This window comes from Pseudomonas sp. AC255, from assembly GCF_979258175.1.
Genome location: NZ_OZ409841.1, coordinates 4,794,886 through 4,821,829, shown reverse-complemented (window position 1 = coordinate 4,821,829; position 26,944 = coordinate 4,794,886). Strand labels below are relative to the sequence as shown.

Annotated in this window: 17 protein-coding genes and 1 pseudogene; 9 read left to right on the top strand and 9 right to left on the bottom strand. The window is 59.8% G+C overall.

From position 1 onward, the window contains the following. Both ACZZ0K_RS21745 and ACZZ0K_RS21740 read left to right on the top strand, forming a co-directional pair. Positions 1-231, top strand: a complete 231-nt coding sequence (locus ACZZ0K_RS21745) for a hypothetical protein (protein ID WP_016772015.1) — start codon at positions 1-3, stop codon at positions 229-231. Beyond that, entirely contained in the window at positions 228-530 is a 303-nt protein-coding gene (locus tag ACZZ0K_RS21740) for a cell division protein ZapA (protein ID WP_056787426.1), read from the top strand. Before ACZZ0K_RS21745 ends, ACZZ0K_RS21740 begins: the two co-directional genes overlap by 4 nt. Positions 531-587: 57 nt before the next feature. On the opposite strand, the gene ACZZ0K_RS21735 is transcribed toward ACZZ0K_RS21740, so the two are convergent. Further along, positions 588-959: a hypothetical protein gene (locus ACZZ0K_RS21735; RefSeq protein ID WP_056787429.1), complete on the bottom strand. Its 372-nt coding sequence runs from the start codon at positions 957-959 to the stop codon at positions 588-590. 252 nt (positions 960-1,211) lie between these two features. Between ACZZ0K_RS21735 and ACZZ0K_RS21730 the strand changes: the two are divergent. Next, positions 1,212-2,282: pseudogene (locus tag ACZZ0K_RS21730) on the top strand (cache domain-containing protein); the annotation flags it as partial. Between the two features lie 21 nt (positions 2,283-2,303). Beyond that, the gene (locus ACZZ0K_RS21725) at positions 2,304-3,149 is read left to right on the top strand and encodes a methyl-accepting chemotaxis protein (RefSeq protein ID WP_371699462.1); all 846 of its coding nucleotides are present in this window, start codon (positions 2,304-2,306) and stop codon (positions 3,147-3,149) included. A 201-nt stretch (positions 3,150-3,350) separates the two neighbouring features. On the opposite strand, the gene ACZZ0K_RS21720 is transcribed toward ACZZ0K_RS21725, so the two are convergent. Next, a complete protein-coding gene (locus ACZZ0K_RS21720) occupies positions 3,351-5,153 on the bottom strand; it encodes an acyl-CoA dehydrogenase (protein WP_252885194.1) in 1,803 nt (600 codons plus the stop codon). Positions 5,154-5,413: 260 nt separating this feature from the next. Continuing rightward, a complete protein-coding gene (putA, locus tag ACZZ0K_RS21715) occupies positions 5,414-9,367 on the bottom strand; it encodes a trifunctional transcriptional regulator/proline dehydrogenase/L-glutamate gamma-semialdehyde dehydrogenase (RefSeq protein ID WP_056787440.1) in 3,954 nt (1,317 codons plus the stop codon). A gap of 458 nt (positions 9,368-9,825) precedes the next feature. Between putA and putP the strand changes: the two genes are divergently transcribed. The 4 genes from putP to ACZZ0K_RS21695 all read left to right on the top strand — a co-directional run bounded on the left by putP (position 9,826) and on the right by ACZZ0K_RS21695 (position 15,028). Continuing rightward, positions 9,826-11,310, top strand: coding sequence for a sodium/proline symporter PutP (putP, locus tag ACZZ0K_RS21710; RefSeq protein ID WP_056787443.1), 1,485 nt, complete (start codon positions 9,826-9,828; stop codon positions 11,308-11,310). 347 nt (positions 11,311-11,657) lie between these two features. Next, complete coding sequence (locus ACZZ0K_RS21705; protein WP_258707495.1) at positions 11,658-13,673, top strand: type VI secretion system Vgr family protein; 2,016 nt, start codon at positions 11,658-11,660, stop codon at positions 13,671-13,673. After that, positions 13,663-14,376 (top strand): DUF4123 domain-containing protein, encoded by a 714-nt coding sequence (locus ACZZ0K_RS21700; RefSeq protein WP_258707496.1) that lies wholly within the window; start codon positions 13,663-13,665, stop codon positions 14,374-14,376. The genes ACZZ0K_RS21705 and ACZZ0K_RS21700 overlap by 11 nt, the downstream gene beginning before the upstream one ends. A 331-nt stretch (positions 14,377-14,707) precedes the next feature. After that, a complete protein-coding gene (locus ACZZ0K_RS21695; RefSeq protein WP_056787448.1) occupies positions 14,708-15,028 on the top strand; it encodes a hypothetical protein in 321 nt (106 codons plus the stop codon). Positions 15,029-15,045: 17 nt separating this feature from the next. Here ACZZ0K_RS21695 and ACZZ0K_RS21690 read toward each other — a convergent pair whose 3' ends face one another. Beyond that, a complete protein-coding gene (locus ACZZ0K_RS21690; protein ID WP_071174180.1) occupies positions 15,046-15,477 on the bottom strand; it encodes a hypothetical protein in 432 nt (143 codons plus the stop codon). 331 nt (positions 15,478-15,808) lie between these two features. Here ACZZ0K_RS21690 and ACZZ0K_RS21685 point away from each other — a divergent pair, with 331 nt between their 5' ends. Next, positions 15,809-16,648 carry a 23S rRNA (adenine(2030)-N(6))-methyltransferase RlmJ gene (locus tag ACZZ0K_RS21685; RefSeq protein WP_016772007.1) on the top strand — a complete coding sequence of 280 codons (840 nt, stop codon included), beginning with the start codon at positions 15,809-15,811 and terminating at the stop codon, positions 16,646-16,648. 127 nt (positions 16,649-16,775) lie between these two features. Here ACZZ0K_RS21685 and msrA read toward each other — a convergent pair whose 3' ends face one another. The 5 genes from msrA to aceE form a co-directional block, all read right to left on the bottom strand. After that, complete coding sequence (gene msrA, locus ACZZ0K_RS21680; RefSeq protein WP_258707497.1) at positions 16,776-17,441, bottom strand: peptide-methionine (S)-S-oxide reductase MsrA; 666 nt, start codon at positions 17,439-17,441, stop codon at positions 16,776-16,778. Between the two features lie 202 nt (positions 17,442-17,643). Next, positions 17,644-20,340 (bottom strand): putative bifunctional diguanylate cyclase/phosphodiesterase, encoded by a 2,697-nt coding sequence (locus ACZZ0K_RS21675; RefSeq protein ID WP_258707498.1) that lies wholly within the window; start codon positions 20,338-20,340, stop codon positions 17,644-17,646. Between the two features lie 254 nt (positions 20,341-20,594). Then, complete coding sequence (locus ACZZ0K_RS21670; protein WP_463559328.1) at positions 20,595-21,992, bottom strand: alkaline phosphatase D family protein; 1,398 nt, start codon at positions 21,990-21,992, stop codon at positions 20,595-20,597. Between the two features lie 276 nt (positions 21,993-22,268). Then, positions 22,269-24,230 carry a dihydrolipoyllysine-residue acetyltransferase gene (aceF, locus tag ACZZ0K_RS21665; protein WP_463559327.1) on the bottom strand — a complete coding sequence of 654 codons (1,962 nt, stop codon included), beginning with the start codon at positions 24,228-24,230 and terminating at the stop codon, positions 22,269-22,271. An 11-nt stretch (positions 24,231-24,241) separates the two neighbouring features. Beyond that, positions 24,242-26,887 (bottom strand): pyruvate dehydrogenase (acetyl-transferring), homodimeric type, encoded by a 2,646-nt coding sequence (gene aceE / locus ACZZ0K_RS21660; RefSeq protein ID WP_101156503.1) that lies wholly within the window; start codon positions 26,885-26,887, stop codon positions 24,242-24,244. Positions 26,888-26,944: the final 57 nt, after the last annotated feature.

Here is a 26,944-nt window from a genome sequence, read left to right as displayed (position 1 = left end):
ATGTTGGAAGCATCCCTCAGCCAATTGGAACAGCTCGTCAGCGACCTGGTGCAACAGAACCAGACCTTGCTGCAGACCAACCAGACCCTATCCACGGAACTGGCCCAGGCCAAGGATGAAAACGAAAACCTGCAACTGAACCTGATGGAGCAGGAAGAAAAACACGGCGCCACCGCCGCGCGCATCCAGGCGCTGGTTGATCGCGTCAATGCCGGTCCCGTCAGCGCATGAACCACGGCACAGCAGGGGTAAAAGTCATCTCCATTCTTGGCGAGGACTATTCGATCAAGGCACCGGCCGGGGAAGAACAGACCCTGTTGGACGCGGCGATGATGCTCAAGGCCGCGCTGGAAGACACCAAGCGCAAATACCCGACGCTGATCGGTGACCGTTTGCTGGTGCTGGCGGCGATGAATCTGTGCTCGCAGCAGATCGAAATGAAGAAACAGCACCAGGAAGAACTCGACCGTTATCAAGAGCAAGTCAGCGCCACGGTCGACACCATTGCCAAGACGATCAGTCAGGGTTGACTCGCTTTTCGCAGCGCCTCGGTACATTGAGGCGCTGAACATGCTGAGGTCTTGTTGCTATGAGGCTTGGAGTATTGGCTGCCAGTAGACTTTTGTTGTCCATTCTCCATCGGATTGCTTGATGAACTCTGAGTGGGAAACTCTATAGGTAGTATTTTCGATCGTCACTTCATCACCCTTGGAAAGCAGGTAGATATATTCTGCCGACGGAATTGGCTGAACTGTGCTGTACGTCGTGCCTGCGAGGGTGGTGATCGTAATTTTGTAATGGATTACCGGGAAAACCATGACCTCGGTGAAGTGCCTGCGAATAATCATCGATTGAGAAGTCGAGCTCCCGACAAAGTCGCCAATGAGCGCCGATTTAACAAACGTATCGTTGTCAGCCATTGCCTGAACAAAATTCTCTCGTGGACCGGTGTCAGTCATGTTCTTTCTCCTGCGATGGACGGCTTGGATCTGCGACGCGGATGCTTGTCACAGACGTGAAACCGCGAATCTAAGCCACCCGATGCAAGTTGTAACCTGTCAGACTTGACAGTGAATCCCTCGATATAATGGCCAGCTTCTTGCTAGTAAGGATACGGCTGTACCGAAGGTTGTGTTTTATTCTGATGCTCTTTGTATACAATCGGCACGGCTGTTGCAGTGGTTCAGGCTCTTATTCTTCGGGGGTGCTCCATGCAGTGGTGGCGACGCAGTATTCAGTGGCAGTTGATTCTCGGCATGGGCGCGGCCCTGCTGATCAGCATCGTGATTGTGGTTGGCATTTATACCCTGGTGGTCAACCGCCTCGCCCAGAGCTATCTGGTCGAACAGGCGCTGCCGTCGAGCATTGAAGCGACGCGCAACGATATCGAACGCATCCTCGTCCAGCCACTCACCGCCGCCAAGGACATCGCCAGCAACACCATGGTGCGTGACTGGCTGGCATCCGGCGAAGACAGCCGCAAAACCGCGCTTTTCGCGCAATATCTGGAAGGCATCCGCGCTGAACACAAAGCCTTTACCGCGTTGATCATCGGCACCGAATCCAATCATTACATCACCGAAAAAGGCCTCGATCGCACCCTCAGTCGCGCGAAACCGGCCGACGCCTGGTTCTATTCCTTTCTCGACAGCAATCAGCCGCGCACGCTGAACATCGACAACGACGGCGCCACGGGCGAGCTGGCCTTGTTCATCGATCTGAAGGTCGAGCAGGCCGGCAAAGTCGTCGGTGTCGCCGGGCTGGGGCTGAGCATGAAAGAGCTGTCGGAGCTGATTCACAATTTCAGTTTCGGTGAACGCGGCAAGGTCTATCTCGTGCGTTCCGATGGTTTGATTCAGGTCCATCCTGAAGCGCAGTTCAGCGGCGAACGCACCTTGACCGAGCAGATCGGCGCCAACGCGGCGCAAGCGCTGATGGGGCACAAGGACGCGGTCAACAGCAGCTTCCAGCGCGACGGTGAAGACTTCCTCGCCTTCAGCCTGCCGCTGCGCGATCTCGGCTGGACCCTGGTGGCCGAAGTGCCGCAGTCGCAGATCTACGCCGAAGCACGGAAAGCGATGTGGATGAGTGGCGGCATCGGTCTGGTGGTGGCGCTGGTCTGCCTGGCGATGGTGGTGTGGCTGGCGCAGGGGCTGGTGCGACCGATTCGACAAGTAACACGGGCGCTGGTGGCCATCGGTAGCGGTGGTGGAGATTTGACCCGCCGGTTAGATTCCAGCCGTGCCGATGAGCTGGGTGACCTCGCGCGCGGCTTCAACCGTTTCCTCGACAGCCAGCGCGCGATGATCGGCGAGGTGCTGACCACCAGCGAACGCCTGCGCACGGCCGTGGGGCAAGTGGCGAAGGTGGTGGACAACACCGCCGAGCGTTCCGGCCGGCAGCAGGAAATGACCGACATGGTAGCCACCGCCGTCCACGAAATGGGCCTGACCGTGCAGGAAATCGCGCAGAACGCTGGCAACGCCGCGCTTGCCTCGCAAACCGCGCGCGATGAGGCGTTGCAGGCACGGGAAGTGGTCGGTGGCTCGATCCGTCATATCGAAAGCATGTCCGATGAGATCGGCTTAGCGGCGGGCGCAGTGGGTGAGCTGGCGCAGCAAGTGGCGTCGATCGATTCGGTGCTGGCGGTGATTCGTGGCGTTTCCGAACAGACCAATCTGCTCGCACTCAACGCCGCCATCGAAGCCGCCCGCGCTGGCGACATGGGCCGTGGCTTCGCGGTGGTCGCCGATGAAGTGCGCACCCTCGCGCGCCGAACCCAGGCCTCGACCGACGAAATTCAACTGATGATCGGCAGCCTCAAGCAAGGCGCGGAAAACGCCGTGTCGTCGATGCGCACCGGTCAGGCTGCAACCGGGACCGGGGTTGAATCGAGCCAGCGTACCGGCGCGTCACTGACGGCGATCACCGGTCAGGTCGAGCGCATCAGCGATATGAACCATCAGGTAGCGACGGCAACCGAAGAGCAGTCCGCGGTGACTGAAGAGATCAACCGCAACGTGCAGGGGATTTCCGATCTGGCGCGGGCGACGGCGGGGGAGGTTCGTGCGTGTCGTGAGGATTGTCAGATGTTGCAGCGGCTGGCGGATGATCTGGCGCGGCAGATGGGTGGGTTCAAACTGAGTTGAGTATCAGACCTGAAAAGCCCCTCACCCTAGCCCTCTCCCGGAGGGAGAGGGGACTGACCGAGGCGTCTATCGCTATACGTCGACCTGAAAACACCAGTCGATTATGGATCCGGCAAGGCCCTTTCAGGTCGGCGTACTTCTTGAATATCCCCCATTCGGCCCCCTCTCCCTCCGGGAGAGGGCTGGGGTGAGGGTAGCGTTTCAGAACCACGCATCCCGCATCCCCAGACACGTATCATCCCGCGCCTCCAGCAAGTCCAGCTCATGCTGGCAACCTGGCACTTCCCATGTCAGGAAATACCGCGCCGCCTGCAACTTGCCCTTATAGAAGTCGACATCTGCAGCATTCCCTTTGGCCAGGCCTTCCTCGGCGCGGATCGCCTGCTCCAGCCAGCGCCAGCCGATCACTGCGTGGCCGAACACTTTCAGGTACAGCGCCGAGTTCGCCAGGCTGCTGTTGACCTTGCCTTGGGCCAGATCGGTGAGCAGGCCGATGGTCACGGTTTGCAGGCGGGCAACGAGTTTTTCCAGCGGTTCGCGCAGGGTGGTCAACGAATCGTATGCAGTGGCACGTTCGGCCGTGTTGGCGATCAATCGAATCAGCTGCTTGAGACCGGCGCCACCGTTCTGCGCCAGTTTGCGCCCGAGCAAATCCAGCGACTGGATGCCGTGGGTGCCTTCGTGGATCGGGTTCAAGCGGTTGTCGCGGTAGTACTGCTCCACCGGGTACTCACGGGTGTAGCCGTGGCCGCCAAGAATCTGGATCGCCAGTTCGTTGGCTTTGAGGCAGAACTCCGAAGGCCAGGATTTGACGATGGGCGTCAGCAGGTCCAGCAGCTCATGAGCCTGTTTGCGTTCGGCTTCGGTTTCCAGCGTGGTGGTGTCATCGAACAACCGCGCGGCGTACAGGCCGAGGTCAAACGCACCTTCGACGTAGGATTTCTGCGTCAGCAGCATGCGTCTGACGTCCGCGTGCTGAATGATCGCCACCGGCGCAGTGGTCGGATCCTTGCTGTCCGGCACCCGGCCCTGCGGCCGCTCACGCGCATATTCCAGTGAATACAGGTAACCGGCATAGCCGAGCATCACCGCGCCCATGCCGACGCCGATTCGCGCTTCGTTCATCATCTGGAACATGTAGCTCAAACCATGGTGCGGTTTGCCCACCAGATAGCCGACGCACTCACCGTTATCGCCGAAGTTCAGCGCCGTCGATGTGGTGCCGCGCCAGCCCATCTTGTGGAACAAACCGGCGAGCAGCACGTCGTTGCGCTGGCCGAGGCTGCCGTCGTCGTTGACCAGAAACTTCGGCACGATAAACAGCGAAATACCTTTCACCCCCGGCGGGGCGTCCGGCAGTTTGGCGAGCACCATGTGTACGATGTTTTCCGACAGCGGATGATCGCCGCCGGAAATGAAGATCTTGTTGCCCTTCAGGCGATAGGTGCCGTCGGACGCAGGCTCGGCGCGGGTACGAATGTCCGACAGCGATGAACCGGCATGGGGCTCGGTCAGGGCCATGGTGCCGAAGAAACGTCCGTCGATCATCGGTTGCAGGAAGCGCTGTTTCTGCTCTTCGCTGCCAAAGCTCTCGATCAGGTTGGCCGCGCCCATGGTCAGGAACGGGTAGGACGTCGACGCTGCGTTGGCGGACTGAAAGTGCGCGAAGCAGGCTTGCGACAGCAGGGTCGGCAATTGCATACCGCCGGCCTCGAAACTGCGCGCTGCGTTAAGGAATCCGGCCTCAAGGAAGGCATCCACCGCCGGTTTGACTTCAGGAATCAGGATCGCCTTACCATCCTCGTAGCGCGGCTCGTTCTCGTCGCCCTTGCGGTTGTGCGGCGCAAAGTACTTCTCGGCGATGTTGCGCGCGGTGCCGATGGCGGCGTCGAAGGTCTCGCGATTGTGCTCGGCAAAGCGCTCGCGCCGGGTCAGGCCCTCGGCATCGAGGACTTCGTACAGCTCGAAAGCCAGATTGCGGGAACTGAGCAGCGTCTCGGACATGGCGGCCTACCTGGAAATTGGGGTTGGGCCGAGTCTAGGCGTGCTGATAAAGACTGAACAGGATGATTGATAAGCGTGATGTTGGAGCCGCGCGCGGACTTAACAAACACCCCAAAACACTGTGGGAGCTGGCTTGCCAGCGATGGCGGCAGTTCAGTCAACATTGATGGTTGACTGAAAAATCGCTATCGCTGGCAAGCCAGCTCCCACAGGGATTGTTGCTATGCCGGGCACCTATGCAGGTGCCCGGTTTATCGGGTTTAACCGATCGTCATCAGACTGGCATTGCCTCCAGCAGCAGCCGTGTTAACGCTCAATGCCCGCTCGATCACCAGACGCTCCAGGGCAATGTTGGTCTCGCCCTGGGACAGTCCCTGAACGCCAACGATCGCGCCGCCACGCTGGGCGATCTGCTGGCAGACGCCGCGCAACTGGTCGGAGTGGCCGTGATGCAGCACGGCATCGAAGACCACTTCGTCCTTGTTCCAGTCGGCAACGCGTTTGATCCGCGCCTGGACTTCCTTCGGCAGACGGGCGAGCAACGCCTTGGTCAGCTCGGTTTCCGGCCACACTGCCGAACCGCCAACCGCCAGCACCGCCGCCAGTTGCGTCAGCAGATCACCTTCAACTTCTGCCAGGCACAGCACGTGTTCGCGCGGCAGGATGGCGTAGCTGTTTTTCTCGCCGGTCGGGCCAGCCAGCACGCGGGTAATGCCGCTCTGCGATTGCGCTGCGTATTGCACGCACAGGGTGCTCAGATCGGCGAACTTGTTGTTGTCCGCCCAGGCTTTCAGAGCGTTCAACGATTGGCTCATGGCATCGCGCAAGCGCACGTCCGGGGCGACGATGGCGTCACCGCGAGCGAAGGATTGCTCGATGGCGTCGCTAGGACGCGTCGACAGCAAACGGTACAGATACAGCGGGCCGCCGGCTTTCGGGCCAGTACCCGACAGGCCTTCGCCGCCGAATGGCTGCACGCCGACCACGGCACCGACGATGTTGCGGTTGACGTAGACGTTACCGGCGTTGACGTTGTCGATCACCTTGGCGATGGTCTCGTCGATGCGCGTGTGCACGCCCAGCGTCAGGCCGTAACCGGAGGCGTTGATCTGACCGATCAGTTGATCCAGCTCTTTGCGCTTGTAGCGCACCACGTGCAGTACCGGGCCGAAGATCTCGCGTTGCAGTTCGTCGAAGCTTTCCAGCTCGATCAGGGTCGGCATGACGAAGGTGCCGCGCTTGATCTCTTCGCTGTCGGCAATCGCAACCTGGTAAACATTGCGACCTTTGTCGCGCATGCCCTGGATGTGCTTGTCGATGCCCGCCTTGGCTTCGGCGTCGATCACCGGGCCGATGTCCACGGACAGACGCTCGGGGTTGCCGAGACGGCTTTCGGCCATGGCACCCTTGAGCATTTCGATGACGCGATCGGCGGAATCTTCCTGCAGGCACAGCACGCGCAATGCCGAGCAGCGCTGACCGGCACTGTCGAAGGCCGACGACACCACGTCGATCACGACTTGTTCAGTCAAAGCCGAGGAATCGACGATCATCGCGTTCTGGCCACCCGTTTCGGCGATAAGCGGAATCGGACGGCCCTGGCTGTCGAGACGGCCAGCGATGTTGCGTTGCAGCAAGCGCGCGACTTCGGTGGAACCAGTGAACATCACGCCTTTGACGCGCTCGTCACCGACCAGACCGGCGCCGACGGTTTCACCGCGACCCGGCAGCAGTTGCAGCACGCCTTCCGGGATGCCGGCTTCGAGCATCAGGCGCACAGCCTGAGCCGCTACCAGCGGAGTCTGCTCGGCCGGTTTGGCCAGTACCGGGTTACCGGCGGCCAATGCCGCAGCGACCTGGCCGCTGAAGATTGCCAGCGGGAAGTTCCACGGGCTGATGCACACCACCGGGCCCAGTGGGCGGTGGGCGTCATTGCTGAAATCGTTGCGCGCCTGCACTGCGTAATAACGCAGGAAGTCGACCGCTTCGCGGACTTCGGCGATGGCGTTGGCGTAGGTCTTGCCGGCTTCGCGAGCCAGCAGGCCCATCAGCGGCTGGATCTCGCCTTCCATCAGGTCAGCGGCACGTTCCAGGATCGCCGCACGTTCGGCCGGCGGGGTGGCCTGCCAGATCGGCGCGGCGTTCAGCGCGCATTGAATGGCGCTGTCGACATCTTCAACGGTAGCTTCTTGAACATGACCGACCACATCGCGGTGATCGGACGGGTTCAGCACGGCGACCGGCGTTTCGTTGCTGGACGCGCAACCGAGCATCGGCGCGGCTTTCCAGTCGTTGTGCGCGGTGGCGAGCAGGGCGCAGGACAGCGAGGCCAGACGATGTTCGTTTGCCATGTCGATGCCGCTCGAGTTGGCACGCTCGGCACCGTACAGGTCACGCGGCAGCGGAATGCGCGGGTGCGGCAGGCCGAAACCACCTTCCACGGTGGCCATCTGCTCGATCTGCGCCACCGGATCGGCCACCAGTTCCTGAATCGAAATCGACTGGTCGGCGATACGGTTGACGAACGAAGTGTTGGCGCCGTTTTCCAGCAGACGACGCACCAGGTACGCCAGCAGGGTTTCATGGGTGCCGACCGGTGCGTACACGCGGCATGGACGGTTCAGCTTGCCTTCGGCAACCTTGCCGACAACCTGCTCGTAGAGCGGTTCGCCCATGCCGTGCAGGCACTGGAACTCGTACTGGCCCGGGTAATAGTTCTGACCGGCGATGTGGTAGATCGCCGACAGGGTGTGGGCGTTGTGCGTGGCGAATTGCGGGTAGATGACTTCCGGCACCGACAGCAGTTTGCGTGCGCACGCAATGTAGGAAACATCGGTGTACACCTTGCGGGTGTAGACCGGATAGCCTTCCAGGCCTTCGACCTGGGCGCGCTTGATTTCGCTGTCCCAGTACGCGCCTTTCACCAGGCGGATCATCAGGCGATGGCGGCTGCGGCGGGCCAGATCGATCACGTAGTCGATCACGTACGGGCAACGCTTCTGGTAAGCCTGGATGACGAAACCGATGCCGTTCCAGCCAGTCAGCTGCGGCTCGAAGCACAGGCGCTCAAGCAGATCCAGCGACAGCTCGAGGCGATCGGCTTCTTCGGCGTCGATGTTCAGGCCGATGTCGTATTGCTTGGCCAGCAGAGTCAGCGACAGCAGGCGCGGGTACAGCTCGTCCATCACACGCTCGTACTGCGCACGGCTGTAACGCGGGTGCAGCGCCGAGAGCTTGATGGAGATGCCCGGGCCTTCATAAATCCCACGGCCGTGGGACGCTTTGCCGATCGAATGGATCGCTTGTTCGTACGAGGCCAGGTATTTCTGCGCGTCGACTTCGGTGAGTGCCGCTTCACCGAGCATGTCGTAGGAGTAACGGAAGCCCTTGGCTTCGAACTTGCTCGCATTGGCCAGTGCTTCGGCGATGGTTTCGCCGGTAACGAACTGCTCGCCCATCAGGCGCATGGCCATGTCGACGCCCTTGCGGATCATCGGCTCGCCGCTCTTGCCGATGATGCGGCTCAGCGACGAGGTCAGGCCGGCTTCGTTGTGGGTGGAAACCAGTTTGCCAGTCAGCAGCAGGCCCCAGGTCGCAGCGTTGACGAACAGCGAAGGGCTGTTGCCCAGGTGCGGATGCCAGTTGCCGGTGCTGATCTTGTCGCGGATCAGCGCATCGCGGGTGCCTTTGTCCGGGATGCGCAGCAGCGCTTCGGCCAGGCACATCAGCGCCACGCCTTCCTGGGACGACAGGGAAAATTCCTGCAGCAGGCCCTGAACAATACCGGCACGACCGCCGGCACTTTTCTGGTTACGCAGTTTTTCGGCGATGGTCGCCGCGAGCTTGTTGGTGGCTTCGGCCATCGGGGCCGGCAGGCGTGCCTGCTCGATCAGCATTGGCACCACTTCCGGCTCAGGACGGCGGTAAGCAGCGGTGATCGAAGCGCGCAGCACCGATTGCGGCAGGATGCTTTCAGCGAATTCGAGGAAGCATTGGTGAGCGTGATCGGTCTGCACTTCGCCTGCGTCATCGGCGTCTTTGGCGGTCAAACCGTTCAACTCGGTCAGGGTTGCACCACCCTCGAGTTTTTCCAGGTAATTGAAAATTGCCTGCTTGATCAGCCAGTGCGGCGTGCGATCAATCGAGGTTGCGGCAGCCTTCAGGCGCTCGCGGGTCGGGTCATCGAGTTTGACCCCAAGGGTGGTGGTAGCCATATTTTTATCCTCATGGTTGCCACAGTTGCGTGGCATCAGCTGGCCGCAAGATTAGCTGTGCGCTGAATGAGGTGCAACCGGGTGCAACCCTTTTTTTGCCGGAATAATTCGCAGCTCGTCAGGAAATAATTTCTGGTACGAAAGTGCTGCTCCTGCTTGGTGCTTTTACTTCTAGCAAAGAGGCGTGACTGCCACAAAAGGGAGCAAAAACGGGGTGATCGTCGATTAATCCGACTGGGTGCAACTAATTCTCGCGAAACTGGTTGCACCTTATTTGCTTTGTTGCATAGCATTCGCCGCCAAGGTGCAACCGGGAATAACCCGGTGCATCGGCTGATGGCTTTCCTGGGGAAACATCAGTCTTAAATGCGCGGGATCCCGGATCGTCTGCCAAACGTCGTCGTTTGCGAGCGGTTCACTACCGCCGCTACATAAAAACAAAGCCAGGGCGTAACTCAATGAGCGTAAGCAATCCAACCCTGATCACGTTCGTGATCTACATCGCAGCAATGGTGCTGATCGGCTTCATGGCCTATCGCTCCACCAATAACCTTTCCGACTATATTCTCGGCGGTCGCAGCCTCGGCAGCGTCGTCACCGCGCTGTCCGCCGGTGCCTCCGACATGAGCGGCTGGTTGCTGATGGGCCTGCCGGGCGCCATCTACATGTCCGGTCTGTCCGAAAGCTGGATCGCCATCGGCCTGATCGTCGGTGCCTACCTGAACTGGCTGTTCGTCGCCGGCCGTCTGCGGGTGCAGACCGAGCACAACGGCGATGCACTGACTCTGCCGGACTACTTCTCCAGCCGTTTCGAAGATAAAAGCGGCTTGCTGCGGATTATCTCGGCGGTGGTGATTCTGGTGTTCTTCACCATCTACTGCGCTTCCGGCATCGTCGCCGGTGCGCGTCTGTTCGAAAGCACCTTTGGCATGTCCTACGAGACGGCGCTGTGGGCCGGTGCTGCGGCGACCATTGCTTACACCTTCGTCGGCGGTTTTCTCGCGGTGAGCTGGACCGACACCGTACAAGCGACCCTGATGATCTTCGCGCTGATCCTTACGCCGATCATCGTCCTGCTGGCCACCGGCGGCGTCGACACCACGTTCCTGGCCATCGAAGCGCAGGATCCGAGCAACTTCGACATGCTCAAAGGCACCACCTTCATTGGCATCATCTCGCTGATGGGTTGGGGTCTGGGCTACTTCGGCCAGCCGCACATCCTCGCGCGTTTCATGGCGGCGGATTCGGTGAAGTCGATCGCCAAGGCGCGTCGAATTTCCATGGCCTGGATGATCCTGTGCCTGGGCGGCACCGTGGCGGTGGGCTTCTTCGGTATCGCTTACTTCTCGGCGCACCCGGAAGTGGCCGGTCCGGTCACCGAGAACCCGGAGCGCGTGTTCATTGAACTGGCGAAAATCCTCTTCAACCCATGGGTTGCCGGTGTGCTGCTGTCGGCCATTCTGGCTGCGGTAATGAGCACCCTGAGCTGCCAGTTGCTGGTGTGCTCGAGCGCCCTGACCGAAGACTTCTACAAGACCTTCCTGCGCAAGTCCGCCTCCCAGCTTGAGCTGGTCTGGGTCGGTCGTGCCATGGTGCTGCTGGTAGCCCTGATCGCGATCGCATTGGCTGCCAACCCGGAAAACCGCGTACTGGGCCTGGTGTCCTACGCCTGGGCCGGTTTCGGTGCTGCGTTCGGTCCGGTGGTGCTGATCTCGGTCGTCTGGAAAGACATGACCCGCAACGGCGCACTGGCCGGCATTCTGGTCGGCGCAATCACCGTGGTGGTCTGGAAACATTTCGAACTGCTGGGTCTGTACGAAATCATTCCGGGCTTCATCTTTGCCAGCCTGGCCATCTACTTTGTCAGCAAGGCGGGTGAACCGACTCGCGGCATGGTTGAGCGCTTCGAGGCAGCGGAAAAAGATTTCCATCTGAACAAGTGATGGACTGAGCTGCGGCTCACATGAAAACGGCCCGTTTCCTACCGGAGGCGGGCCGTTTTTTGTTGCCTGTGATTCTTCAACAACACTGGAGAACCCTGTGGGAGCTGGCTTGCCAGCGATGGCAGTGTGTCGGTCAGCGATAAGTTGAATGTGCCGACCTCATCGCTGGCAAGCCAGCTCCCACAGGGACACTGACCGGCTTGAAGGAATGTCTGTAGTCAAAGTGCTAATTTCTAAAGGTCCTTTCAGCAAACCACGTAGGGCAAATCTGAATTTCCCGTCACCTGCTCATCACCCCTTGCCCCTCATGCAGAATCGCCCGCCCTCACACTGCAGAGAGACATCGGATGTTCGCGCCTGCCAATCAACCGCGTTTCACGTTGACCCTCGAAGGCGCCCAGCATGACCTCAAGGTCCTTGAGTTCACAGGCAGGGAAGCCATCAGCCAACCCTTTCGCTTCGAACTGGAACTGGTCAGCGAGCGGCCGGACCTGGATCTGGAAAGCCTGCTGCATGGTCAGGCGTTTCTGAGTTTCGATGCTCAGGGTTGCGGTATTCATGGTCAGATTTATCAGGTCGGGCAGGGCGATTCCGGGAAACGTCTGACACGCTATCACCTCAGCCTTGTCCCGCGTCTGACGTATCTGGGGCATCGCATCAACCAGCGTATTTTTCAGCATCAGAGCGTGCCGCAGATCATCACACAGATCCTCAAGGATCATTCGATCCTGCGCGATGCCTTTGAATTTCGCCTGGGCAGCGAATACCCGGAGCGCGAATACTGCGTGCAATACGCCGAAAGCGATCTGGCCTTCATCCAGCGTCTGTGTGCCGAAGTCGGCATTCATTACCACTTTCAACACAGCCCCGAAGGCCATTTGCTGGTATTCGGCGACGACCAGACCGTGTTCCCCAAGCTGCCCGAGCCGACGCTGTATCTGCCCGGCAGCGGCATGTCGGCGGGCGCGCCGGCGATTCAGCGTTTCAATGTGCGCGTGGAAACCCGCACCAGCGTCGTCACCCGGCGCGACTACAACTTCGAAAAACCACGCCTGTCGCTGGAAAGTCGCAGTGACGGCGAGCAGCGTCCAGTGCTGGAGGACTATCACTTTCCCGGTCAATTCAATGATCGCGAAACCGGCAAAGGCCTGACGCGCCGCGCGCTTGAACGTCATGTCGCCGATTACCGTCAAGCCGAAGGCACCAGCGACGAATCCTCACTGGTCTGTGGGCATTTCCTGCAACTCACCGAGCATCCGCGCAGCGACTGGAATGATCTGTGGTTGCTCACCACCGTCGAACATCGCGGCCGCCAGCCGCAAGTGCTGGAAGAGTCGGTGACCAGCGATGGCGAATCCTTCCAGGGCTACCGCAATACTTTCGTGGCCACGCCGTGGGACGTGATCTTCCGTCCGGCGCTGGCGCCGGAAAAGCCGCGCATCTCCGGTTATCAACCCGCCGTGGTCACCGGACCGAAAGATCTGGAGATCCATTGTGATGAATATGGCCGGGTCAAAGTGCAACTGGCCTGGGATCGCGATGGCGAACTCAACGAGCACTCCAGTTGCTGGCTGCGTGTCGCGACCGGCTGGGCTCACGATCACTACGGCAGCGTATTGATTCCGCGCGTCGGCATGGAAGTGCTGGTCGGCTTCATTGATGGCGATGCCGACAAGCCGCTGGTCATGGGGTGTCTGCCGAATGCGGCGACCCCGGTGCCGCTGGATCTGCCGGCAGACAAGACCCGCAGTATCTTCCGCAGCCAGAGCAGCCCTGGCGGTGGTGGTTATAACGAACTGCGCATCGAGGACAAAAAGGGCGCCGAGGAAATCTACCTGCGTGCCCAGCGCAACTGGACCCAGCACGTGCTCAACGACCAGCAGTTGCAGGTCGACAACCAGCGCAGTGTGGTGGTCACCGGCACCGCCCGACATGAACTCAAGGCCGACGAGCAACGCATCACCTACGGCCAGCGCCAGACCGAAGTCAGGCAGGATGACCATTTGTCCGTGCTCGGTGACCAGCAGGTCCGGGTGAACAATCAAGCCACCAGCGCCTCGGCGCAGATCCATATCAGTGCTGGTCAGCAAGTGGTCATCGACGGCGGCGCGAGCGCGACGATTCAGGCCGGCGGGCAGTGGATCAACATCGGCCCCGGCGGAATTTTCAGCAGCGTGCCGATCGTCGTGGGCGGCGCGCCGATGGCGGCGACCAGCGCTGCGCCGGTGGTGCCGGGATTGCCGGAGAAACTGGCCGCTGCGCCGGCGGCGATTCTCACCGCCGCACAGATCATGAGTCTCAAAGGTGATGCGCCATTCTGCGAGGAGTGTGAGCGTTGTAAGGATGGTGTTTGTGCAGCGTGAGGAATTGACGCCCGAACAATGGCTGGCGCGGCAGCCGCTGCATGCGTCGGAACAACTGTTCGCCATTTTCAGCCGCGCCAGCGGCGCCGATGCCTTCAAAGCCTGGCAGGGCACGGCGAATCCGGTCTGGGCCGAGACCATTTATGCCGAGTGGGACGCGGTGATGCCCTACGTGGGAATTGTCGCTGCAGACAGTGAGTTTTTACGTTGGGTGGCGGAAACAGAATCCCGGGATTGGGGATGGTTGGCGGTGTCTTCGGCGGATCTTGACGTGCTGGTCGAACATTTCCGCAGCCTCACTCAAGTGCTGATGCCGGACGGTAAAACCGTGTTTTTCCGCTTTTGGGATGGTCGGTTTCTGCTGCCTCTTTTGCACTCTGAGGAGGTCAATTCCGCGCAATTGCTGCCAGTCGTTTCACGAGCCTTGATCAATGGCCAAGCCATCGAAATCGGGGGCCGTGCGCTGGTTTCGGGGCGAGTCTTTCCGTGGTGGAGCGTGCCGCAATCGCTGTTGGCGCAGACTGATGCAAGCGTACGCGTCGCCAATGCTCTGCAATGGCTGAGCGAGGAGCAACCGGCCATATTCGAGGCGTTTCCCGAGACGGTCCTGCGCTGCAAGGTCGGGCAGTTTTTCAAATTATCGATGTCGGAAGATTCGTCACGATCGGCGCTTCTGGAGTTTTTGCTGGCAGAGGCAGAGTGAAATTTCGGGGCAAACGCTTCGGACGTTTCCTTCGAATCGCGGCGGTTTTCATGAACTGGTGCGTGGTGGGTTGCAGGGATAGTCTTTTCGTTGTCGCCGCGAGAGTGGTGGCAGGGTGAAGGATTCCCGCATTCATGACGTTACAGTTCGTTGGCTTTTTGCGGCACTTGGTTCAAGTCCGTAAGATCGTTCGCGGCGGCTGTGCGTGGGGCACGCTTCGGCGTGGCCGAGGTCCATGATTGCTCGGTTCCTACTCCCGCGCACAGCTGCCACCCTAACCCGTAGGAAGGTGTGATGGCGGCTCACGTTTATCAATCATGGGACCCGGAAAATGACCAATATGCATACTGATTCACCCTACGAAAAAATCACTCCTCACCCCGACAACCGCTTCATGGCCCTCACCGGCAATTGCAGCGACATGCCCAGCCTGTTCGTCGACACCCATGTGCCTCTTGATATCCTCATGGACGCTGCCAACCACCGCATCCGCGCCGTGGTCCAGGTCCTGGAAAACATGTGCATGCGCGGCTCGATCGAATGCGACTCCGTGATCCTCAGCGACTTTGCCTTGCTCTGCGCGATTCCACTGCGCGATGGCTGCGATGTGCTGGACGTCATCGGCAGACGCTTGCGCAGCATGCCCGCCTGAAAAAGATCAAAAGATCGTTAATAGATATCAACGCGTCGGTCGGAAATGTACGCATCCTGAGTTTTGATAAAAATGTTGAACGCCTCGGAGTTGTAGACATGCAGGCACCCAAGAAACACTACTTTTTCATTCGAGTATTTGCTGTTTGAAGGTGTCTGCTCGTAAGCCGCCAACACGTAGTTTCGGGTTTCTTTATAGGGATCGTGCAGCACCTGCAGCGTGTCTTCATTTTGCAGGATGGTATGCATGCCTTTGCCCATGAACGAATAGGCATTGGCGGACAGTGCAATGTCTTTTTCCAGCGCAGAGCGTTCGTTGAATGGCTTCAGGATGCAGTGGCTCAGCCCGTAGTTCTTTAGTGTCTGGCGTGCCTGTTCAATGTGGGTTTCGTCGGCAAGGGCGAGGTATGGACTAAGAAGGCCGAGTAAACAGATGATCAGATATCGCATGAATTTTTGACTTCCTGTCGTTGATGGTTAGCCAGTTTAACGCCATAAAAGCAAAGCCCCTCACCCTAGCCCTCTCCCAGAGGGAGAGGGGACTGACCGAGTTGTCTTGGTGTTGTACGCCGACCTGCGACTTCAGCGGTGAACTTCGTTTGGCCAAGCCTGAGATCACGTCGATCATTCAGGTCGATGTAACTCGCAAGATCGCCACCGTAAGTCCCCTCTCCCTTCGGGAGAGGGTTAGGGTGAGGGAAAGGCGTTTGTCCACTCGGCTGCGAACCCCTGACTTGCCGACCGGTAAAAGGTAAACTTTGCGGCCCTCGCAGGAGCAGCCATGAATTATCGTCACGCCTTCCATGCCGGCAATCACGCCGATGTTTTCAAACACCTGACCTTGACCCGCCTCATCGCTCTGATGTCGCGCAAGGAGCAGCCGTTTGCCTATCTCGACACGCACGCCGGCATCGGTCTGTATGACTTGCAGGGCGATCAGGCCAATCGCACCGGCGAGTACCTGGAAGGCATTGCGCGCTTGTGGGATCAGCCGGACCTGCCGGCGCTGACTGCCGACTATATGAAGGTGCTGCACGAGATGAACCCGGATGGCCAGTTGCGCTATTACCCGGGTTCGCCGGAGCTGGCACGACGTCTGACGCGGCCGCAGGATCGGGTGATGCTCAACGAGAAGCATCCCGAAGATGGCGTGTTGCTCAAGGACAACATGGCCGGCGATCGTCGGGTAAAAGTGCATCTGGGCGAGGGCTGGCACGTGGCGCGGGCGATGTTGCCGGTGCAGGAGAAGCGCGCGGTGATGCTGATCGATCCGCCGTTCGAGCAACTGGACGAGATGCAGCGTTGCGCGGCGTCGATGAAAGAAGCCATCGGCCGCATGCGCCAGACCGTGGCAGCGATCTGGTATCCGGTGAAGGATCAGCGTGCACTGCGGCGTTTCTATCAGGACCTGGCAGGCACCGGTGCGCCGAAGTTGCTGCGTGTGGAGCTGCTGGTGCATCCGCTGGACACGCCGAACAGCCTGAACGGTTCCGGGCTGGCGATCGCCAATCCGCCGTGGGGGCTGGAAGAAGAGTTGCGTGAGTTGCTGCCGTGGTTGTCGAAGAAGCTGGGGCAGACCCAGGGTGGCTGGCAGATGGATTGGTTGATTGCCGAGAGCTGATCACTGACTTATCGTTCCCACGCTCCGCGTGGGAATGCAGCCCGGGACGCTCCGCGTCCCAACAGCGGACGCAGAGCGTCCATTGAGGCATTCCCACGCAGAGCGTGGGAACGATCGGCCGGTGGGCTCAGTTGCCCGCCAGGCTCGCAGGCATGCAAACGCCGGTGCCGCCAATCCCGCAATAACCCTCAGGGTTCTTCGCCAGATATTGCTGGTGATACGTCTCGGCGAAGTACACGGTCGGCGCCTGTTCGATCTCGGTGCTGATTTCGCCCAGACCCGCCTTCGACAGTTCCGCCTGATACACAGCCTTGCTCTTCAGCGCCGCGTCCAGATGCTCAGGCGAGGTCGCGTAGATCACCGAGCGGTACTGGGTGCCGATGTCGTTGCCCTGACGCATGCCCTGAGTCGGGTTGTGCAGTTCCCAGAACATCGCCAGCAGTTCTTCGTAACTGACTCGGGCTTTGTCATACACCACCAATACCACTTCGGCGTGGCCGGTCAGGCCCGAGCAGACTTCTTCGTACGTCGGGTTCGGCGTGAAGCCGCCGGCGTAACCGACCACGGTGCTGACCACACCTTCGCGCTGCCAGAAACGTCGTTCCGCGCCCCAGAAGCAGCCCAGACCGAAAATCGCAAAGTCGACGTCCTGAAAGAATGGACCGAGCAGCGGGGTGTCTTCGAAGACAAAGTGTTTTTCCGGCAGGGTCATCGCGGTTTCGCGGCCGGGCAGGGCTTGTTCTTTGGTTGGAAGCACGTTTTTGTTCACCAGAATTTCCGAGCGCAGAACCATGAGCGTTCCTCTCAGTCAGGTTGGAGGTAAAAGGTCAGACCGCCAGTGTGCCGAATGATGCCGAGTTAATCACTACCCAATGTAGGAGCTGCCGAAGGCTGCGATCTTTTGATTTTGCTTTTTAAAAACCAGATCAAAAGATCGCAGCCTTCGGCAGCTCCTACAGGGGGCGGCATGTTATGGCGAGAATGGGGTAGCGGGGTTAGAGACAGAGCGGGCCGCGCGGATAGCGCTTGAGAGCCTGGATCAGCTCGCCGCCTGGAATCGGCCGGTCGAACAGATAACCCTGGCCGACGTCGCAACGGTGTCGACGCAGGAACGCCAGTTGCTCGGCGGTTTCGATGCCTTCAGCCACAACCTTGAGTTTCAGGTTGTGGGCCATGGCGATCACCGCCGAGGTGATTTCCATGTCGTCCTGGTTGTCGGGGATTTCATGGATGAAGCTGCGATCGATCTTGATGATGTCGATCGGGAATTTCTTCAGATAGCTCAGCGACGAGTACCCGGTGCCGAAGTCATCCATGGCCAGGGTCAGGCCCAGGCGCTTGAGCTGGTCGAGCTGCAAATGCGTGTCTTCGGTAGCTTCCAGCAGCAGACCTTCGGTCAGCTCCAGCTCGAGCAGATTGGCCGGCAGCGCTTCTTCCTTGAGGATGTTGGCGATCGAGGCGACCAGATCCGGATCGGAGAACTGTTTCGGTGACAGATTGATTGCCACTTGCAGGTTGCCCAGGCCGGCAGCGGTCAAGGATTTGCTCATGCGGCACGCCTGACGCGCGATCCACTTGCCGATCGGAATGATCAGGCCGGTTTCCTCGGCGACGCTGATGAACTGATCCGGGCGAATCATGCCGCGCTCCGGGTGGTTCCAGCGCAACAGCGCTTCCATCCCCAGCAGACGACCGCTGCGCAGGCACAGTTTCGGCTGGTAGAACACGTCCAGCTCGTTCTGCGTGAGGGCGCGGCGCAGGTTGTTCTCGACGAACAGTTTGTAACTGGCCTCGGCGTTCAGCGCTTCAGTGAAGACCTGCAACTGGTGTTTGCCGTTGGCCTTGGCTTTGTGCAGTGCCAGACCGGCGTTGCGCATCAGGGTTTGCGGATCGCGCCCGTGCAGTGGCGCGCAGGCCAGGCCCACGGAGCCGGTGACGCTGATCAGCTGATTGTCGACGAACATCGGCTTGTCGAGGGTCATCAGCAATTGACTGGCGATCTGCTGCCCGGCTTCAAGATCGGTGTCGTCGAGCAACACGGCGAACTCGTTACTGGCAAAACGCGCCAGACTGCCACTCGGGCTGAGGCTGTTGCGCAAGCGCCGGGCGAGGCTGATCAACAGTTTGTCGCCGGTCTGGTGACCGAGGCTGTCGTTGATCCGCTTGAAGTTGTCGATGTCCACCAGCAACAGGCTGATCGGCGTATCGCTGTCGCGGGCGAAGCGCTCATCGAGATTGCGGATGAATGCCGGACGGTTGCCGAGGTTGGTCAGGTTGTCGGTGTAGGCCAGGCGCTCGATGCGTTGCTGGGCCAATTTGGTCTGAGTGATGTCTTCGTAGATGCCGATGTAATGCGTCAGCTCACGGTTATCGCCATAGACCTTGGAGATCGACAGCTGGCCCCAGTACGGTTCGAGGTTCTTGCGTCGGCTCTTGAATTCGCCCTGCCAGCTGTTGCTCTGGGCCAGCGCCGAAGGTGCGTCGAACAGCAGTTCGCTGAGATTTTCCAGCGCCGGCAATTCCGACAAGCGCTGACCGTGGACTTCCTCGGTTGTGTACTGGGTGATCGCGGTGAAGCTCGGGTTGACGTACTCGACCACGCCGTCGCAGTTGACCAGCAAAAAGGCGTTGGCGCTTTGCTCGACCGCGCGCTGAAACAGGTGCAGGGCGCTGGTGGCAGTGCGTCGGTTATGGTTGTTGATCACTTGTGCGAACTGGTCGGCCAGTTCGCCGGCAAAGGCGATTTCGTCGGACTGCCAGGCGCGGGTGACGCCGGTCTGTTCCAGGCACAACACGCCGACTACCTGGCCGTCGACGCGAATGCTGGCATCGAGCATGGCGTTGACGTCACGCGGACGCATCGCCTCGGCCATCTCGCGGGTACGCGGGTCGTGCATGGCGTTATGGGCATCGATGGCGCGGCTGCTGTGCAGGGCTTCCATGTAGTCGGGGAAGCCGCTGATATCGATCGGCTCCGGCAGGATGTATTCCTGGGTCGCGCGATGGTAAGCGGAGATCGGCAGCAAGCGCTGGCCTTCGAGGTTCCACAGGCTGGCGCAGTCGATCTCGTAGATATCGCAGGCGCAGCGGGTGATCAGTTCAGCGGCTTCCTGCAGCGAGTTGTGCGTGCTGTAGCGCTGGCGTGCGAGCAGCAGAATCAGATCCTGCTGGGCACGCACGCGCTCCAGATGCTGCAGTTGTTCCTGCTGGGCACGCTGGTTCAGCTCAAGGGCGATTTGCAGGCGCGAGTTCTGGGTTTCCAGATCCACCGAAGGCAGCGCCTGGGTTTCGTCGAACACCTCGTCGACCGCCAGCAGGTAGCCGCGCAGCAAATGCCGGTTGTGCTGTTTGTAGGCTTCACCCAGCTCGAGGATGTTCAACGCGCCGGCGGCGGTGTGCAGGGTGTAGCGCACGACGTAATGTGCGCTTTTGCTCAGTTGCTGCTGGATCGCATCGTGCAGTTGATAGCGCGCCTCGGGCTCCATCAGGCTGGCGTAAGGCGAGCCGACCAGTGCGCAGAGCTCGACGGCCGGCTGGCCAAACTGGCGTTCGCAGTTGGGATCGAGGAACAGCATTGCCCAACTCGCTTCATTCAAGCGCTCGAAACGCAGCATGCCGAGCCGCGAGGGCACAGGCAACTGCGTCACTACCTCGGCCGCCATACGGCTGGCGGCATCGGGCTGGCTCTTCATGAAGGAAACTCGCTTGGAAATATGCTGAATGCGCCGGGCTCTCGCCCTCTTGTCTGTTGGCTGCGGCAAGGTTGCATCATTGCGGCACCGACTGACAAGAGAGATGAAGGCCAAGTGCTATAAGAATATGTCGGCTGCAGTGAACATTTCTCCAGTGCACAACTGAAATGAGCAGAAGATCGCAGCTTCACGCAGCCCCAACAGGGTAATGCGCCTTGTGTAGGAGCTGCCGAAGGCTGCGATCTTTTGGTGTTTCAACGCAATTTCATACTGATCGACTGCAACTTCTTGCCATCGCGGTCATGGTAATTGACCAATATCTGATCAGCCTCAACGACCACATGCGCAAAATTGTCTTGGCTCACCACTGCACTGGTGAGCTCGTGCTGATAATCCCCTGCCGCCGTGCGCACCAGCGGTTGATCGAGGATAAACGTCGAGGCCTTGGCATACGGCAGCAATTTGCTGTTGTGCAGCGGCGAGGACACGATGGTGTGCACTTCGAAATCGGCGTCCTCGCTGTGAGACAGGCGACTTGTCAGAGAGCCATGAACGTCGCCGGAAACGAACACCACGTTCTTGATCCGATGAGTGCGGATGGTTTCCAGCAGGCGCAGACGCTGTTCGGGAAATGCTTTCCAGGCATCGTCCCCGTTGAACTTGCGATCGGGATAGAACATCACGCTGGTCACCACGAACTTCACTCGTGCCGGGCTATGGATCAGCCATTGCAGCAGGGCCTGTTCCTGCTCGATGTCGAGAATGCGCCGGTCTTCTTTCGAGAGGTTGCGTCGGGTGCGGCTGTCGGTGACGAACCAGGCGATATCGCTGTCGCCAAACTGATACCAGTAATGCTTCAACGTATCCCGGTCTATCTGACCCTTCTCATTACATGCATAAACCGGGCTGTGGCTGGCTTGATAAAGTTCATAAGCGGCCATGGCGTTGCGATATAAGTCCTCGTCCGCTGCGGTGGCATTGGCAGGCCAGTTATCTTCTATTTCATGATCGTCGAGCATCATGTAAGTCGATGTATTGGACATCAGTCGCTGAATATTCGGTTGCGAAAATGCCGTTCGATATTTCTTCAGGATGTCTTTGGCTTCGCGATCCGGAGCAATGACATTCAAATCATCTACATACACTTGATCTCCGGTCATGATCACCGCGCTGACGGGTAGATGACTGTTCTCGACCAGTCGATTGATCGAGCCAAAGATGCGGTCGCCCAGTTGCGGCAGGGAAGCGACGCCAGCGGTAATCCGCAGATAACGGCACGAACCGACGACAAAGCCCCGAGGCTGGCTGGCTTTCGCGGTGCGGGTGCGAAAGCGGTAGAGCTGTCGCGGCCATTGCAATGGAAACTCAATGACCGTGTCGATGGTATGCACCGGATTCATCGGACTTAACCAGCCGGCTTGATATTCGTATTCACAATCAGCTTCGAGATCCTGCAATACCAGTACACCCGACATGTCATTGGCCGGGTTCAAAAGTGCAAATACGCTGTTCGACCATTTTTCCGTGCCGGCCTTGCGAGCGCGAACTCCGGCAAATACACGTTTTTTGTCCTGTTGTTCGCCGCGCATGAAAATGCGCACTTGGTTAGTTGTGGTGTGGCCCACGATGGGGCCGATAGTCGGTTTGAACATGATCGATTCCGTTCGAGATTTTAATAAACAAGAATTAAATAAGCGGAGCGCGTTGAAGCAACTTTCCTGAGCAGAGGTTAGTTGGCCAGCGGCGGAAAATATTGGCGTTAAGTGGACCAGACCTGTGGCCGATGTCAGCGCAGGTTGTAGGAAAGAGGCGCGATCCGGTTTATTTCAGGCAAAAAAAGCCCCGTCAATTGACGGGGTTGAGGTACGAGCGTGTGGCGCTCGAAAGGGTGCAGCAAGCGGCCCTCCGTCGCCGGAGGGCCGTTTGAGTTACAGCAGGATGGTGCGGATGTCGCCCAACAGACTGCCCAGTCGCTGAGTAAAGCGCGCAGCTGCAGCGCCGTTGATCACGCGGTGATCGTAGGAAAGCGACAGTGGCAGCATCAGCTTCGGCTGGAAGGCTTTGCCGTCCCAGACTGGCTGGATGGTTGCCTTGGAAACACCGAGGATCGCCACTTCCGGCGCGTTGACGATCGGCGTGAAGCCGGTGCCGCCAATATGGCCGAGGCTGGAAATGGTGAAGCAGGCGCCTTGCATCTCGTCCGACGACAGCTTCTTGGTGCGGGCTTTTTCAGCCAGCGAAGCCGCTTCGGCAGCGAGTTGCAGCAGGCTCTTCTGGTCGACGTTCTTGATGACCGGCACCAATAGGCCATCCGGAGTGTCGACGGCGAAGCCGATGTTCACGTATTTCTTGCGGATGATCGCCTTGCCGCTTGGCGCCAGCGAACTGTTGAAGTCCGGCAGCTCCTTGAGCAAGTGCGCGCAGGTCTTGAGCAGCAGCGGCAGGATGGTCAGCTTGACGCCAGCCTTCTCGGCCACGGCTTTCTGCGCAACACGGAAAGCTTCCAACTCGGTGATGTCTGCCGAGTCGAATTGCGTTACGTGTGGCACGTTCAGCCAGCTGCGGTGCAGGTTGGCGGCACCGACCTGCATCAGGCGGGTCATTGGCACTTCTTCGATTTCGCCGAAACGGCTGAAATCGACCACCGGGATCGGCGGAATGCCCGCACCACCGGTAGCGCCGCCGGCAGCGGCCGGGGCTTCCTTGGCCTTCTGCATCATCGCCTTGACGTAAACCTGTACGTCTTCCTTGAGGATGCGACCGTGCGGACCGCTGGCGCCAACGGCGCTCAGCTCGACACCGAACTCACGGGCCAGTTGACGCACGGCAGGGCCGGCGTGAACTTTCGCGCCCGGCTTGGCCGGTGCGGCGGCTGGAGCGGCAGCAGCAGGTGCAGCGGCAGCCGGAGCAGCAGCGGCAGGTGCCGGAGCGCTCGGAGCTGCGGCAGCTGGAGCCGGGGCAGCAGCAGGGGCCGCGCCTTTGACTTTCAGCTTGAGGATCAGGTCGCCGGTACCGACTTCGTCATCCAGCTTGATGGAAACGCTTTCCACCACGCCAGCGGCAGGCGATGGGATTTCCATGCTTGCCTTGTCGGATTCCAGGGTGATCAGCGACTGGTCGGCTTCAACGGTATCGCCCGCCTTGACCAACACTTCGATGATCTTGGCTTTGCCAGCCGAGCCGATGTCCGGAACGTGGATGTCCTGAACGCTGTCGGCAACCGGTGCTGCTGGCGCGGCTGCCGGAGCAGGCGCAGCGGCAGCGGCCGGTGCAGCAGCCTGGGCCGGAGCAGCAGCCGCAGGGGCCGCAGCACCCGCCACTTCTAGATCCAGAATCAGGTCGCCAGTGCCGACTTCGTCGTTGAGCTTGACGCTGATGGCCTTGACCACGCCAGCGGCAGGCGACGGGATTTCCATGCTGGCCTTGTCGGATTCCAGAGTGATCAACGACTGATCAGCTTCGACGCTGTCGCCGACCTTGACCTGGATCTCGATGATCTGCGCCTTGCCCGACGAACCGATGTCCGGCACGTGCACTTGCTGTACCGAAGCGGCAGCAGGAGCAGCGGCAGGCGCGGCAGCAGCAGGTGCCGCAGCCGGTTTCTCTTCGGCTTTCGCAGCAGGTGCGGCGGCAGGTGCAGGGGCCGCTTCAGCGGCGCCCTCGACTTCCAGCTCAAGCAGTTCGTCGCCTTCTTTCAGACGGTCGCCCAGCTTCACTTTCAGGCTCTTGATGACGCCGGCTTTCGGGGCCGGCACTTCCATGCTGGCCTTGTCCGATTCCAGGGTCAGGATGCTCTGGTCGGCTTCGATGCGGTCGCCGACCTTCACAAACAGTTCAATTATTTCACCTTCACCGCTGCCGATGTCAGGTACGCGAATGAGTTCGCTCACAAAATGTCTCCTCAGCAGTCCAGTGGGTTGCGTTTTTCCGGGTCGATGCCGAACTTGGCGATGGCCTCGGCCACGACTTTAGGTTCGATATCACCACGGTCAGCCAGTGCTTCCAGGGCTGCCAACACCACGAAATGACGGTCGACTTCGAAGAAATGACGCAGTTTCTTGCGGCTGTCGCTGCGGCCGAAACCGTCGGTGCCCAGGACTTTGAATTCCTTGGACGGTACCCACTGACGGATCTGCTCGGCGAACAGCTTCATGTAGTCGGTAGAAGCAATGACCGGACCTTTACGGCCGTTCAGGCACTCTTCGACGTAGCTCAGCTTAGGCTTCTGACCAGGCTTGAGACGGTTGCTGCGCTCTACGGCCAGGCCGTCGCGACGCAGTTCGTTGAAGCTGGTAACGCTCCACACGTCGGCGCCGACGTTGAACTCTTCACGCAGGATCTTCGCCGCTTCACGCACTTCGCGCAGGATGGTGCCGGAGCCCATCAGCTGAACGTGGTGCGCCGCATCGCGAGTGTCTTCCTCGAGCAGGTACATGCCTTTCTTGATGCCTTCTTCGGCACCGGCCGGCATGGCTGGCTGCTGGTACGACTCGTTCATCACGGTGATGTAGTAGAAGATGTCCTGTTGCTCTTCGGTCATCTTCTTCATGCCGTCCTGAATGATCACCGCCAGCTCGTAGCCGTAGGTCGGATCGTAGGTGCGGCAGTTCGGGATGGTCGCGGCCAGCAGGTGGCTGTGACCGTCTTCGTGTTGCAGACCTTCACCGTTCAGGGTGGTGCGGCCAGCGGTGCCGCCGATCAGGAAGCCACGGGTACGGCTGTCGCCAGCGGCCCAGGCCAGGTCGCCGATACGCTGGAAGCCGAACATCGAGTAGAAGATGTAGAACGGCAGCATCGGCTGGTTGTGGCTGGAGTACGAAGTACCGGCAGCGATGAACGAGCTCATGGCGCCTGCTTCGTTGATGCCTTCTTCAAGGATCTGACCTTTCTGGTCTTCCTTGTAGAACATCACCTGGTCCTTATCGACTGGCTCGTAGAGCTGGCCGACGGAGGAGTAGATGCCCAACTGGCGGAACATGCCTTCCATACCGAAGGTACGGGCTTCGTCCGGGATGATCGGGACGATGCGCGGGCCGATTTCCTTGTCCTTGACCAGTTGCGCGAGGATCCGCACGAAAGCCATGGTGGTGGAAATTTCACGGTCGCCCGAGCCATCGAGGATGGCTTTGAGGGTGTCCAGATCCGGAGTCGGTACGCTGAAGCTCTGCGCGCGGCGCTGTGGCACGAAACCGCCCAGTGCGGCACGGCGCTCGGCGAGGTAGCGGGCTTCGGCGCTGTTTGGCTCTGGCTTGAAGAACGGCAGGTTCTCCAGCTCCTCGTCCTTGACCGGGATGTCGAAGCGATCGCGGAACAGCTTCAGGCTGTCGACGTCGACTTTCTTGGTGTTGTGCGCAGTGTTTTTCGCTTCGCCGGCACCGGTGCCATAACCCTTGATGGTCTTGGCGAGGATGACGGTCGGTTGTTCCTTGTGGTTGACCGCTTCGTGGTACGCCGCGTAGACCTTGTACGGGTCGTGGCCGCCACGATTGAGTTTCCAGATCTCGTCGTCGGACAGATCGGCAACCATTGCCTTGAGTTCAGGCGTGTTGAAGAAGTGCTCGCGAACGAACGCGCCGTCTTTGGCTTTGTAGTTCTGGTACTCGCCGTCGATGACTTCGTCCATGCGACGTTGCAGGATACCGTCGACGTCTTTGGCCAGCAGCGGGTCCCAGAAACGGCCCCAGATGACTTTGGTCACGTTCCACTGCGCACCACGGAACACGCCTTCGAGTTCCTGGATGATCTTGCCGTTGCCGCGAACCGGGCCGTCGAGGCGCTGCAGGTTGCAGTTGATGACGAAGATCAGGTTGTCCAGCTTTTCGCGGCCGGCCAGGGAGATCGCGCCCAGGGATTCCGGCTCGTCGCACTCGCCGTCGCCCAGGAAGCACCAGACTTTCTGTTTGCCCGGCTGGATGAAACCGCGGTGCTCCAGGTACTTCATGAAGCGCGCCTGGTAGATCGCCTGGATCGGACCCAGACCCATCGATACGGTCGGGAACTGCCAGAAGTCAGGCATCAGCCAAGGGTGCGGATAGGACGACAGGCCTTGACCATCGACTTCCTGACGGAAGTTGTTCATCTGGTCTTCGGTGATGCGGCCTTCCATGAATGCGCGGGCGTAAACGCCTGGCGAGGTGTGGCCCTGGAAGTAGATCAGGTCGCCGCCATGTTCGTCGGTCGGGGCCTGGAAGAAATAGTTGAAGCCGATGTCATACAGGGTCGCACTGGAAGCGAAGCTGGAGATGTGACCACCCAGGTCCGAATCTCGCAGGTTCGTGCGCATTACCATGGCCATCGCGTTCCAGCGTACCAGCGAGCGAATGCGGCGTTCCATGAACAGGTCGCCAGGCATGCGTGCTTCGTGGGTAACGGGGATCGTGTTGCGGTAAGGCGTGGTGATCGCGTAAGGGAGCTGCGAGCCGCTGCGGGTCGCGAGTTCGCCCATACGGGTCATCAGATAGTGAGCACGGTCTTCGCCTTCTTTGTCGAGAACCGATTCCAGGGCGTCCAGCCATTCCTGGGTTTCGACGGGATCGAGGTCTTGCATGGCTTGCTCCAGGGCGGAAAGGCTTCCAGAATCGGTTGCCTGAGTTTGCGACTGGCC

Excerpts from the sequence above, each read along its gene's own strand:
- ACZZ0K_RS21745 (WP_016772015.1), top strand. The coding sequence starts at position 1 with ATGTTGGAAGCATCCCTCAGCCAATTGGAACAGCTCGTCAGCGACCTG.
- ACZZ0K_RS21740 (WP_056787426.1), top strand. The coding sequence starts at position 228 with ATGAACCACGGCACAGCAGGGGTAAAAGTCATCTCCATTCTTGGCGAG.
- ACZZ0K_RS21735 (WP_056787429.1), bottom strand. The coding sequence starts at position 959 with ATGACTGACACCGGTCCACGAGAGAATTTTGTTCAGGCAATGGCTGAC.
- ACZZ0K_RS21725 (WP_371699462.1), top strand. The coding sequence starts at position 2,304 with ATGATCGGCGAGGTGCTGACCACCAGCGAACGCCTGCGCACGGCCGTG.
- ACZZ0K_RS21720 (WP_252885194.1), bottom strand. The coding sequence starts at position 5,153 with ATGTCCGAGACGCTGCTCAGTTCCCGCAATCTGGCTTTCGAGCTGTAC.
- putA (WP_056787440.1), bottom strand. The coding sequence starts at position 9,367 with ATGGCTACCACCACCCTTGGGGTCAAACTCGATGACCCGACCCGCGAG.
- putP (WP_056787443.1), top strand. The coding sequence starts at position 9,826 with ATGAGCGTAAGCAATCCAACCCTGATCACGTTCGTGATCTACATCGCA.
- ACZZ0K_RS21705 (WP_258707495.1), top strand. The coding sequence starts at position 11,658 with ATGTTCGCGCCTGCCAATCAACCGCGTTTCACGTTGACCCTCGAAGGC.
- ACZZ0K_RS21695 (WP_056787448.1), top strand. The coding sequence starts at position 14,708 with ATGACCAATATGCATACTGATTCACCCTACGAAAAAATCACTCCTCAC.
- ACZZ0K_RS21690 (WP_071174180.1), bottom strand. The coding sequence starts at position 15,477 with ATGCGATATCTGATCATCTGTTTACTCGGCCTTCTTAGTCCATACCTC.
- ACZZ0K_RS21685 (WP_016772007.1), top strand. The coding sequence starts at position 15,809 with ATGAATTATCGTCACGCCTTCCATGCCGGCAATCACGCCGATGTTTTC.
- msrA (WP_258707497.1), bottom strand. The coding sequence starts at position 17,441 with ATGGTTCTGCGCTCGGAAATTCTGGTGAACAAAAACGTGCTTCCAACC.
- ACZZ0K_RS21675 (WP_258707498.1), bottom strand. The coding sequence starts at position 20,340 with ATGAAGAGCCAGCCCGATGCCGCCAGCCGTATGGCGGCCGAGGTAGTG.
- ACZZ0K_RS21670 (WP_463559328.1), bottom strand. The coding sequence starts at position 21,992 with ATGTTCAAACCGACTATCGGCCCCATCGTGGGCCACACCACAACTAAC.
- aceE (WP_101156503.1), bottom strand. The coding sequence starts at position 26,887 with ATGCAAGACCTCGATCCCGTCGAAACCCAGGAATGGCTGGACGCCCTG.